The sequence below is a fragment of the Paenibacillus sp. J53TS2 genome (assembly GCF_018403305.1).
Lineage (GTDB): Bacteria > Bacillota > Bacilli > Paenibacillales > Paenibacillaceae > Fontibacillus > Fontibacillus rhizolycopersici.
In genome coordinates, this window is sequence record NZ_BOSK01000001.1 from 454,529 (window position 1) to 465,672 (window position 11,144).

Sequence of the window (11,144 nt, forward strand, 5' to 3'; positions counted from 1 at the left end):
GCGGCTTTTAGAATTGACTCACGTATTCTCTGGATTGCCTATCGCCGGATTAGGGCAGGGTTGTAATCTTCTCCTTGATCGGCATTCTCGGCTTCGCAATCGGTACCTCTGCCGGATACCCAATGCCGAATACCCCTATTACCTCGTACCCCTCCGCCACGCCGAGAAGCTCGCGGTTATGAGGCAAGCCGCCGATCGACGACCAGAATGTGCCGACGCCGGCCTCGTGGGCAGCCAACTGGAAATTTTGCGCGAAGCAAGCGGCCGCCATGACATTCTCATCCCGCTCGATCCCCGTGGCTCCGGGTTTGGATACCAACGCGATAACGACAGGGGCACCCCAGAAATCGCTCTTATGCTTCAGCTTTGCCCGCGTTTCCGGTCCAATGCGAAGCAACTCCCACGGTTCGTTGCAACGATGATTCGGTGCGAAGCTTGCTGCTTCCAGCCAGCCCAACAGCACTTCTTCATCGATCGGGTCCGGTTTGAATGCCTTGATGTTTCTCCGGCTTTTGATTAAATCAATTATGCTCATGCTCATCTGTAGCTACCTCCCTTAATTCAAACCAATGGATAACTTCTTGAATGATTCCGTCAACCGCCTTCAAGCGTCGTTTACCAATGTATAGAATAGGTATTTCAAAGTCAAGTTTATCCATCTCGGTGCAAAAAAAAAGACAGCCCCTCATAGAGAGATCTGCCTTTTTCAAATAGGCCAAACAGTCAGGTACTAATACAACCGCTCTTCGCCGGTAACCGGGTTCTGGAATGCCGATTGGATATCGCTTTTCGTCAACTCCTCGGCAAACTCCGTATCCTGAGTCGGTTTTGATTTGGCCGTTTGTTTCGCTTTCGGGGCTTTCTCCCGTTGATTGTCCATCTGTTTCGAATCCTTCTCCATCGCCTAGAGCACTCTCCTTTACTTGCGTAAGAATATTGCATGCCTAGACATTAGGGTGCGGCTCGGTTCCGTTTTTTATGCAGAACTGCCAGTCGTTAGGATTAATAAGCTGTCCAGCCGGCGTCCGCGGTAATCGTGGTGCCGTTGATAAAGCTTGAATCGTCGGAGGCCAAGAACAACGCTACTTTTGCGATATCCTCAGGTTTTCCAAGGCCTGGGTTGATGCCCATCCCCACTTGAGCTCGTTCCATGCCAAACGGATTGACCGCCGTGAGCGTCGCACCGATATTCGTTTCCACCGCCCCCGGGGCAATTGCATTGCAGCGAATCCCAAGCGTGGCGTACTGGAAGCCAACGTTCTTCGTCAATCCAACAACCGCATGTTTAGAGGCGGTATAAGCCGCTCCTGCCCGGGAGCCGAACAAACCGCCGGCTGAAGCGATGTTCACGATAACCCCTGCTTTTTTCTCCGTAAAAATCGGAAGTGTCTTGCGAATCGTCCGCATCGGACCTGTCGTATTCACGGCGAAGACCTTGTCCCACAAGGCATCCGTGATATCGGCGGCAGGAACGAAGTTATCCATAATGCCCGCGTTGTTAACCAGGATGTCCACCGTACCAAAGCGGCTCACGGCACTGTCGATCAAACGCTGTACGTCTTCTTCTGAGGCTACGTTGGCCGCGATCGCGATTGCTACTCCGCCTTTGCTCTCAATTCCCTCCACCACTTTGCTGGCATGCTCCAGGTTGAGGTCAGAAACAACCACTTGGGCGCCTTCAGCCGCAAACAACTCGGCGATCGCTTTCCCCATCCCCGAAGCTGCCCCGGTGACAACCGCTACTTTCCCATTTAACTTCATATCATTTATCCCTCCGCTTTTATGATAAAATGTACATATGTTGATTAATAATCATCTGTAATTCAAGTATAAAAATCACAGTAAACGCTTGCAATCAGCAAATTACGCTGCTTTGTTGATTAATGGACAAGCTTGACCTTTTTGTTTACGAAACTTAGGAAAGAGGGTGTAACGATGCCCCGGACCACGTCAAAAATGGACCCGAGAATCCTGCGAAGCAAATCAGCGCTGCGCACCGCCTTGCTTCAGTTGATGGCGCAGCAACCGTTTCACGCGATCACGATTACGGATATCGTTAGGCAAGCCGGTTATAACCGCGGGACGTTCTATGCGAATTATGGGACAAAAGAGGAATTATTAAACGATATGATCGAAGATAAAATCCAGGATCTGCTTCTTGCCTTCCGGGCGCCGTATGAGAAGATCGATGTATTTTATCCGCATGAGCTCCATGCGCATTCCGTGATGATATTCGATCACGTTGCCCGGAACGCCGATTTTTATACCGTGCTGACCCACAGCGAGGTTCTTCCGGCACTCCGCGAGAAAATCTTAGTGTCTCTAAAGCAAATCATCATGGAGGACCTGCGATGCGAAAGCTGCGAGACTCAAGTGATCGACACGGAACTGATGGTCATCTATTCGCTGCATGCGTTGCTCGGGTTGATTTTTCATTGGATCGAAAGTGGATTTGTCCACTCCCCATTGTATATGCAGGAGCAACTGGTACGGATTCTTCACCAGCAATCCGGCGTAAAACTGGAGGTTAAGAGCAAGCATTAAACAAGAGCCTGCCGGATTGTCGGCAGGCTCTCTTGCGCTATCGTGGCTGATGACTGATGACTAAAACAGCAACCTCTTATGAGCTTAGCTTGGCCGCTTTCAGTTTGGCCAATTCGGCCTGCACTTCATCCTGTTCCGACCCATCGGCCAAGCGAAGCCCGTCTTGATCCACCGATCGTACAGCCGATACCTCAGCCTCTAACCGCATTACTTTTTGCTCCATGCGATCAAATCCGCGAATAATTTTCCCGGTGTCTCCTGCCGTTATACTTGCGTTCGTTGCCCGCAGCGCAGTCATGGCATTTTTGCGTGCAAGGAGGAACGTTAGCTTGTTACTGAGGTCCTTATGCAGCTCTACCAATCGGCCAATTTCGCCCTGCAGGGCTGCCGTTTGTTTCCGAATGACCTCGCGTTGCTCCAGGTACGTCTGCTGCAGCTTCTCCTGATGCAGCTTCTCCTGAATCGCCAGCTTCGCAATGTCATCCTGATCGCGATCGACCGCCAATCCGGCTTGACGGGTGCGTTTCTCAATCACTTGTCCGGTTTGGGCAACCAGCAGATCATAATGCTGCTCGGCAGCAAGCTGGTTTCTTAAAGCTAGGCGGGCATGATCGATCTGATCCTCTAGCTGCCGGATATAATATTTAGCCATGCTGACCGGATCCTCCATACGATCCAGCAGATGGTGCGTATCCGCCGCCGCCATGTCTTTCATTCTTCCGAAAATCCCCATATTATTCTTCCTCCTTATATTGATTACGTTCCCATTCATCCAGGAATCGGCCTCGGTGATGACCGATATCAATCGGATACGGAATCACGATAGACTCTTGCGGAATTGCATTCTGTTGATGGTTTGTCCATTTTCGGTACAAGAAGTAACCCAAGATGACAACGATCAAACCCCACAATGGGGTTAGCAAGCTCATTGCGCTAATGACGGCGAACCCAGCACCCGCCCACTTCAGTATCCCGCTTGCTTTAACAAACAGCGCGGTACCGCCGATCCATGCAGCCAATTGTAACAGACTCAGCCATAACGGCTTGGCGCTCGCCTCCTTCCGGCTGTCCGATTGCATCATCATCGGCATCCCATGTTGTTCGTAGCGAAAGGAATCCTGCCACGCTTGATGGTGACCCATGTGGGCACTGGCCGTCGTCACGCCGAACAGTTGGGTGCAAACGATGGCCGTAAAAAGGACAACCGCCATAACGGCTATCCCAGCCGTGATGGAAGATCGTTTCACGACACTCACCTCCTTCCTCGGATGTCTTTGTCTTGATGAGATGAGCTTAACGCGCGAACCTTTAATGAAACTTAACAAAAAGCATAAGCACAAAAAAAAGCGAAACCACCACGTGGTTTCGCTTGAGCCCCTCTTTAAGCCTGTTCCCCGTTTTCGATCACGGCGGCCAGCAAAGCGAGAGTTAATCCCTGCCCCCAACCCTGCGCCCATTTTCGATCGATGTGAAGATAACCTTCGATATCCTTCATCACGGCGGTCCCGCCGGATACGTTCAGAACCCGCCCGTTATCGGCGATGTTCGCCAAAACCCCGTCCAACGCCCTCTGTACATATTTGGCGTGCAGCGGATTGCCTTGGGTGATCATCGCCGCCGCGATCCCCGCCGTAGCGGACACTTCGCCGTAAGCGTTCGGGTAATCGAGCACGGTGCCCCACAAGCCGTCTTCATGCTGCAGCTTCTTCATCGCGGCTAACTGGTCGCGCAAGGAGCTCCAAAGATGCATCATCGGCGGATACAAATAGGCCTCCGGCAATCCCTTGGCCGCGCGGGCCATCGTGTAAGCCGCCCAGGCGTTGGCACGCCCCCAGTAAATGCCGGACATATGATCTTGGTTGAGGTGATTGTACCCGTGATACCATAGGCCCGTGTCTTCGCTCTGCAAATAGTTGATATGCCAGTAGAACTGATGGAGCGCATCGTCGATCCAAGGCTTCTCGCCTAGCATCACCCCGGTGCGGAGCATGAAATACGCCGCCATAAACAACGTATCCGCCCAGCATTGCTCAGGGAAATCATTCCCCGCCGACACCGTATGCTGCAGAACCCGGTCCCCGAACCGCGGGGCCTGGTTCTGCAGATAATCGATTTTGCTCAGGATCAGGTCGAGATATTTCTGCTCCTTCGTTTGTTCATACAGCGTGAGCAACATATGTCCCATCGCGCAAGCATTTACCGTCCAGACCGGGAGCCCAGCCTCGATGTACTCCTCGCACCATTGAACCATCCGCTCCACATAGGCCGGTTCCCCGGTCGCTTCAAACGCCCGGCTGATCCCGTAATAAGCCACGCCGCATGGCCAATCCCAGGTCAGATCCATCCCGAAAGTATACTCCGCAACGCGTTCGATAATCGGCTTCAGTTCGGAAGGGGCCGTGTTTAGCTTCAACATCTCTCCATCCTCCTCGCCCTTTACTCTATTTGTAGTTCCCGGCATCGATTGCTTCTTGCTTCTCGTCGAGAACATCCTGATACCCCGCATCTAGATACATTTTCTTGGCCGCTTCGTACGTAGCATCGAACTCGCTCTCCGACGCAATCGCGATCTTGACATACAACTCCTGGAACAGCGAATTCAGATCGGCCTTATATTCATTCACTTTCTCGAGCACCACACTGTACAGGGCATCCGGCGTACGGAATTCCGCATACTTGTCGTAGAAAGCCAAGGAGTCTTTAGCCAAATTCTCATATCCCGGTGGCGACATGCTGCGCAAATAGGCTTCCCGCATTTTCTTCGGATCATCGTATTTCACGGTTTCGACAACGAGGCACCAGTAGTCCTTGTTGTTGTTCTGAGAGAGGACGGAATCTCCTTTAAAATCCGCGTTTTTCACGGCGATGCCATCGGCATCCAGCGTATAGTTCTCGCCCTCAACCCCGTTTTGCAGGAAGAACAGATTCTCCGGCTGGCTCATCCATTCCAGGTACATCCACACGGCGGCGCGTTCCATCTCGCTAGACTCATAATTGATGCCCATGATCATCCCGAAGGGCCAGTAAGCGCGTCCCTGCGGCTTCCGCCCCTCCGGCACGCCGGCTTGAGCATCCAGCACAGCAAATTCCGCATCCGGATTGTTCTTCAGCGTCGAGGTGATCACGTCGGTATTGCTGGAGAGATAGAAGCTAAAGGTCCCGGTTTTGCCTGCCACAAATTCTGCCTTGGCCTTGTTCTCATCATCGCGCAGATAGAATTCCTTATCGATCAAGCCGTTGTTATATTGATAGTTCAGGTTACGCAGGTAACGCTCCGTATCAGCGGTAGTCAGATCCGCCACGCCCAGGTCGGAATACAACGCGCGGTATTTCTCGTCGATCGGCCAGTCGCGGAACGCGTAATTAAACGTGTAGTTGTTCTTTTTTAACGTTTCGCCGCCGGCACCCAGGCTCGCTTCCTTCCACTTGGCTAGCAGCTCGTTATATTTCTCCAGGGAGGTGAGATCCTCCATCTTCATGCCCACCTTCTCTACCCAATCCTTGCGGATCAGCGTCGTGAAGCTGTCCAGGCTTGGACGCTCGCCGAAGAAAAACACGTTTTTCTTGTCGACCGCCCCATACTGTTTTATGGTGTCCCCCATCGTTTTCCAATAGGTCGGTGCGTAATGGGCAATTTCGTCCAAATCCAGCTCCTGCATCACGCCTTCCCCATAGTAGGCCAAAGCCTGAGGCATATCATAATGGTAAATAATATCCGGTGCCTTATGAGATGCCAACAGTTGTTCATAATCCGTCACCTCATTGCTGCGGGTGATCGGGATGAACTTCACGGTGACGTTATGCTTGTCGCCAAATTCCTGCTGAATCCAGCGCGTGTAGTAGTTATCGGTGACATTCCAGCCCTCGAAAGCCCTTTCATAAACAGGAAGCTCAAGCGTGACCTTCTCAGGAAAACCGGCCGAATAGTCAGCGTACTTACCGTCCGCGCTCTGATTCGCGGAAGGGCTTGACTCGTCCGAGCCCTTGTTCGAATTGGCGTTCTTGCCGCTTCCGCCCGTACAACCTGACAATAAACCTACAATGATCATCGAAACCAGGATCCAGGTAAACTTTTTGCCCATTTCTCGATTCCCCCTAATCGATAATAACTACTCCTTGACAGCGCCGAGCATGACCCCCTGAACGAAATACTTCTGGATAAACGGATACACGCACAGTATAGGCAGAGTAGCAAATACAACGCACGAGGCCTTCAACACCTCGGGATTGCTTAGCGAAACCTGCGTGGCTTCCAGTTGAAAGCTTTCGCTCGCCTGAATGACCAGATAATACAATTTCAGTTGGAGCGGCCGTAAGTCTACTCTTTGTTTAATGTAAAATAACGCATCTTGATACGCATTCCAGCGTCCGACCGCGTAAAACAGCGACAAAGTCGCCAGGATCGGCTTGGAGAGCGGGAGTACAATGCTCCACAAGATCCGGAAATGCCCCGCACCGTCGATCCGAGCCGATTCCTCGAGACTAACCGGGATGCTGCTGGAGATCGCCGTCTTCATGATCAGCAGGTTGAACGCGCTGAACGCCTGCGGCAGAATAAGCGCTGACCATGTATCCAACATGCCGAGATTGCTGATCAACATGTACTCGGGAATGATCCCGCCGGTGAAATACAAAGTAAACATAAAGAGGAACGTCAGCGTGGTTCGGCCCTTCAATTGCTTGCGAGACAGCGGATATGCCGCACAGATCGTGATGATCATGCCGAGTACGGTGAACAGAATCGTGACCACCACCGACACGTACAAAGAGCGCAGAATACTGGCATCGGCGAAAATTTTGCTGTACGCCCCCAAAGTAAACCCTTCCGGCCACAGAAACACCTTGTTCGCAATGACAAACGCATCATCGCTTAACGATTTGGCGATGACATGAAGAAACGGCAGCAAGCATACGAGCGAGGTGAGGATCAGCGCGAGATGAATCAGGACGTCCCAGACGTCGTAGCGATGTTTGCGGCGAAGTCGCAGCGTGTTTACGGATGCTTTCATGGTTCGCCTCCTTTCTTAGAGCAGCCCGTCTTCGCCTAGTTTCTTAGCCACCCGGTCGGCCAGCAGGACGAGTACCAGCCCGATCACGGACTGGAAGAGCCCTAGCGCCGTAGCACGGCTAAAGTTCCCGCTCTCGATCCCCCAGCGGTACACCAGAACGGGAATCGTCGTCGTGAATTCGGTGGTCGCTTTATTTTGCAGGGCAAAAATCCGTTCGAACGAGCCTTCCATCACCCGGCCTAAATTCATGATGAGCAGCGTCACGATCGTCGCGCGAATCGAAGGCAGCGTCACGTTCCACACCTTCCGCCACCTTCCGGCCCCGTCCACGGTCGCCGCCTCGTACAACTCCGGGTTAATGCCGCTCATGGAAGCCAGGTAGATGATCGTTCCCCAGCCCATGCTTTGCCAGATGCCGATCGCAAGATAACTGACCAACCAGTTGTTGTCCTCTTGCAAGAACGGGATCCGCGTCCCGCCCATCATCGCGATCAGATTGTTGATGACCCCATTGCTTTCGCTTAACAGCTGATAAGCGATCGCTCCAATAATGATCCAGGAGAGGAAGTGCGGCAAATAGAGCAGGGTCTGGTTAATCCGTTTGAACTTGACGTTCTTGATCTCATTGAGCAGGATGGCGAGCAGGACGGGAATCGTGAAGCTAAAGACCAGGTCGAGACTATTCAGCAAAAGCGTATTGCGGACGGCGCGGCCGAAATCATGTTTGGCGAAAATCTCGGCAAACACCTCGAACCCCACCCATTCGCTGCCCCAGAACCCGCGGGCGATTTTGTAATCCTTAAAGGCCAGCACGAGTCCTGACATCGGCGCGTATTTGAACACCAATACAAAGGACAAAGGGATTAATAACAGGAGATAAAGTTCCCAGTCCCGCCGGAAATGGAATGCAGCCCCTCGACCTAATGCCGGGTCATTTCTGAATTTGGGCTTCAATTTTGAAGCGCTTTCAACTTTCACAACATTCACCTCCTCCACAGTCTGGCCTGACTCGGTTCCATCACGGTTGTTTCAGCGATGGCGAGTTTGTGTCACATCATACCCCCACGTTTAATCCGCCGTAAATCATGAGTTTTGATCTTCCTTATCACTTTTGATCGATCCCCTTGCAGTAATGGCGATTGCCGGACTTTATGATCAAATCTGAAGGGTTGAAGCAAAAATGGAGCCGCCTCCTTCGGCTAACCCGAAGCAAAGCAGCTCCCACGAAATTTAACCCGAGCTCCGCAGCTTGCTAGCCTTGTAACTACTCGGCGACATCCCTTCATACTTTCGAAAAAACCGATTGAAACTCTGAATGTTCACGTAACCGACCTCCGCTGCAATCTGTTTCACCGTCATCCCGGATTCCAGAAGCAGCCCCTTGGCTTTCTCGATCCGCCGCAGGTTCATATAATCGATCAAACTGGTTCCTGTCATTTCGAACACGATTTTGCGCATGTAAGAGTAACTGATCCCAATTTCCTTAGCCATGTTCTCAAAGACGATTTCTTCGCAGTAATGCGCATCCAGATAACGGAGGATTCGTTCCCCGTGCCCGGGTTCACTCTCGGGTCTACGCGCAAGGTACTGGAGAATATCGCGGTAGAACTCACGCATATAGTGATCCAACTCATCCAATGTGTCGATGGAGGCGATAGCGGAATAAATGTTGCCCCGACCGGCGAATATCCGCGTAGGATTCATCTGATTTTCCCGCAGTTCCTTGATCGTGACACCAACCAACTGGTGATAAATAAACATGATATTGTCGTAGGAAATAGAGGGTGCGGATTGGATTTCTCCGCGGATCACAGACAATTCCTCTAAGAGGCGCTCAAGGTTCCCCGCCTGCAGGAAATTCAGAATTCGCCTCTCGCTATCTACAGGATAAAGATAAGGCTTGCCGCGCTCCTCTTCCTCGCTCCAGAAGGAGATCCCTCCGCCTCCGTCAACCATCCGCTGCTTAATGACCTCCATGGCCTCCGCCGCGCGATCTTGAAGACCGGCGTTTTTCTCCGTCCGGCTGCTGACCCCAACGGTTACCGTATGGCCAAGCAAATCCCCCGCATATTGACTCAACGCCTCAAGCGCTGACTTAATTCCTTCGTAATCGCGATCTACCTCCTCCTGCCCGAAGTTGATCACGACGGCAAAGCAGCCCTCACCTTGATAAACGCATCTCGCAACAACTCCGGGAGGGAATAAGGTCTCGCCATGCGTAACGATTAGATATCGGTGGTAGCTTCGGGTTTCCGGGTTCGTCATGTCCGCGTAACTTCGGTAACGGTCGATCGAAAGGACGCCAACCAAACTATAGGGTTCAGGAAACAGCTCCGTCGCCGGCTGGACCTCTTCCCCTCGCAGCAAACGGTGAACCGCCAAACTGCGGACATCCTGCTCCCGTTCCTGAAGCAGCTTATAGAGCTGCTCCTCTTCCTCCTGCATTCGTTTAAATACGGCATCGAGGAAGGTCAATTCATTTTTGTCCGCTACTCCTCGGCTGCCACTGGACCTAACGGTCCGGACCAGCCTTCGCAACGGTTTGGATAGCCAGGTCGCGAGGAACACCGTCAATACGGATCCGGCAAAGATCACGGCAGCCGTCAGCCAAACGATATTATGCTGCAGCTTGTTCGTTTTGGCCATCAACGCATCCATGGAATAAACGTTTACGTTCCACCATCCGAATAAATCTGAACGGGACCAGTTGTACAAAAGCCGCTCGCCATGAAGCTCATGAAAGGAATAACCTTCCCGCGCCTGGCTTTCTAAGATCTCTTGCATGTTCGGTTGCTTGGTTCCGTCGGTAAACAGCACCGCCTTGTCATTGTGCGAAATGATCAACCCATCCGCTTGCATAAGCAGATAGCCGTGGTCGGCCGGCTCGGCGGATCGCAAATATTCTCCGATTTGGCTTTCCCGCAGGTTGACCACGATCGTCCCGCGTGTCGTCGTTGATAACCGGTTCAGGGGCAACACGTAGGAGATCACGGTTTCTCCCGAGCTCAACCTCCGAGGTACCCACACGCCGCTAATCCCTCGTCGTCCCTCCAGAACCTTCTCCATCCAACCGATCGGTTCATACCGGTCCGTAGTCGTAATGCCTTTGTCGGTCGAAATCACATAATCCGCACCGCTTAAGTAAAAGAAAGAGGAGTACACTCCGTTCACCCGGTTGTTCAGGTTCACCAGTTCCCGAAGCACCGTCAATGCCTGGCTCACATGATTGTAATCCTCTTGCAGCTCTCGGTAATTCTCAAATGGACGGACGCGGTCAAAGACCCTGCTTGCCGTGAGCCTTACTGTATCCTGAGCCAGGTTATTCAGCGCATTTTCGTTCAACCTTCGGTTCGCGTCTAATCCCGCCAAGGAAGATTCCGCAATCGCCTTCTCGGAGTACCGCAAGATTTGCGTACCGCTGAACAACGTCAGAATAATCGCGGGAACCGCCATGACGCAGAACAGGATGACTGCCAATTGAAGCATCATTGGAATCCGTTTCATCTTCCCTTTCATCCCCTCCGAAATGGGCTTTCCGCAGCAGATTTCTGGGTGACTGATCTAAAGCGCTTACATAACACACTTGGATAA

The 11,144-nt window shown here is 52.2% G+C and carries 11 protein-coding genes; 1 reads left to right on the forward strand and 10 read right to left on the reverse strand.

Annotated features, from left to right (window positions below):
- Nucleotides 1–49: 49 nt before the first annotated feature.
- From KJS42_RS02175 to KJS42_RS02185, 3 genes are all read right to left on the reverse strand, one after another.
- On the reverse strand, nt 50–535 hold the full coding sequence (locus KJS42_RS02175) for a nitroreductase family protein (RefSeq protein ID WP_213622100.1): 486 nt from the start codon (nt 533–535) through the stop codon (nt 50–52).
- A gap of 195 nt (nt 536–730) precedes the next feature.
- Entirely contained in the window at nt 731–901 is a 171-nt protein-coding gene (locus tag KJS42_RS02180) for a hypothetical protein (protein WP_155605148.1), read from the reverse strand.
- Between the two features lie 101 nt (nt 902–1,002).
- Nucleotides 1,003–1,761 (reverse strand): SDR family oxidoreductase, encoded by a 759-nt coding sequence (locus KJS42_RS02185; protein WP_155605147.1) that lies wholly within the window; start codon nt 1,759–1,761, stop codon nt 1,003–1,005.
- 174 nt (nt 1,762–1,935) lie between these two features.
- On the opposite strand from KJS42_RS02185, the gene KJS42_RS02190 reads away from it, so the two are divergent.
- On the forward strand, nt 1,936–2,544 hold the full coding sequence (locus KJS42_RS02190) for a TetR/AcrR family transcriptional regulator (RefSeq protein WP_155605146.1): 609 nt from the start codon (nt 1,936–1,938) through the stop codon (nt 2,542–2,544).
- Nucleotides 2,545–2,620: 76 nt separating this feature from the next.
- On the opposite strand, the gene KJS42_RS02195 is transcribed toward KJS42_RS02190, so the two are convergent.
- From KJS42_RS02195 to KJS42_RS02225, 7 genes are all read right to left on the reverse strand, one after another.
- Nucleotides 2,621–3,277, reverse strand: coding sequence for a PspA/IM30 family protein (locus tag KJS42_RS02195; protein WP_213621832.1), 657 nt, complete (start codon nt 3,275–3,277; stop codon nt 2,621–2,623).
- A gap of 1 nt (nt 3,278) precedes the next feature.
- On the reverse strand, nt 3,279–3,791 hold the full coding sequence (locus KJS42_RS02200) for a hypothetical protein (protein ID WP_213621833.1): 513 nt from the start codon (nt 3,789–3,791) through the stop codon (nt 3,279–3,281).
- A gap of 134 nt (nt 3,792–3,925) precedes the next feature.
- Complete coding sequence (locus KJS42_RS02205) at nt 3,926–4,960, reverse strand: glycoside hydrolase family 88/105 protein (protein ID WP_193415071.1); 1,035 nt, start codon at nt 4,958–4,960, stop codon at nt 3,926–3,928.
- Nucleotides 4,961–4,985: 25 nt separating this feature from the next.
- Nucleotides 4,986–6,626, reverse strand: coding sequence for an extracellular solute-binding protein (locus KJS42_RS02210; RefSeq protein ID WP_213621834.1), 1,641 nt, complete (start codon nt 6,624–6,626; stop codon nt 4,986–4,988).
- 27 nt (nt 6,627–6,653) lie between these two features.
- Complete coding sequence (locus tag KJS42_RS02215; RefSeq protein ID WP_155605141.1) at nt 6,654–7,553, reverse strand: carbohydrate ABC transporter permease; 900 nt, start codon at nt 7,551–7,553, stop codon at nt 6,654–6,656.
- Between the two features lie 15 nt (nt 7,554–7,568).
- A complete protein-coding gene (locus KJS42_RS02220) occupies nt 7,569–8,507 on the reverse strand; it encodes an ABC transporter permease (RefSeq protein ID WP_483311268.1) in 939 nt (312 codons plus the stop codon).
- Nucleotides 8,508–8,783: 276 nt separating this feature from the next.
- Nucleotides 8,784–11,057 carry a helix-turn-helix domain-containing protein gene (locus KJS42_RS02225; protein ID WP_213621836.1) on the reverse strand — a complete coding sequence of 758 codons (2,274 nt, stop codon included), beginning with the start codon at nt 11,055–11,057 and terminating at the stop codon, nt 8,784–8,786.
- Nucleotides 11,058–11,144 lie beyond the last annotated feature (87 nt).

Coding starts and splice junctions, on each gene's coding strand:
- KJS42_RS02180 (WP_155605148.1), bottom strand. CDS start 901: ATGGAGAAGGATTCGAAACAGATGGACAATCAACGGGAGAAAGCCCCG.
- KJS42_RS02215 (WP_155605141.1), bottom strand. CDS start 7,553: ATGAAAGCATCCGTAAACACGCTGCGACTTCGCCGCAAACATCGCTAC.
- KJS42_RS02195 (WP_213621832.1), bottom strand. CDS start 3,277: ATGGGGATTTTCGGAAGAATGAAAGACATGGCGGCGGCGGATACGCAC.
- KJS42_RS02190 (WP_155605146.1), top strand. CDS start 1,936: ATGCCCCGGACCACGTCAAAAATGGACCCGAGAATCCTGCGAAGCAAA.
- KJS42_RS02175 (WP_213622100.1), bottom strand. CDS start 535: ATGAGCATAATTGATTTAATCAAAAGCCGGAGAAACATCAAGGCATTC.
- KJS42_RS02185 (WP_155605147.1), bottom strand. CDS start 1,761: ATGAAGTTAAATGGGAAAGTAGCGGTTGTCACCGGGGCAGCTTCGGGG.
- KJS42_RS02205 (WP_193415071.1), bottom strand. CDS start 4,960: ATGTTGAAGCTAAACACGGCCCCTTCCGAACTGAAGCCGATTATCGAA.
- KJS42_RS02225 (WP_213621836.1), bottom strand. CDS start 11,057: ATGAAACGGATTCCAATGATGCTTCAATTGGCAGTCATCCTGTTCTGC.
- KJS42_RS02210 (WP_213621834.1), bottom strand. CDS start 6,626: ATGGGCAAAAAGTTTACCTGGATCCTGGTTTCGATGATCATTGTAGGT.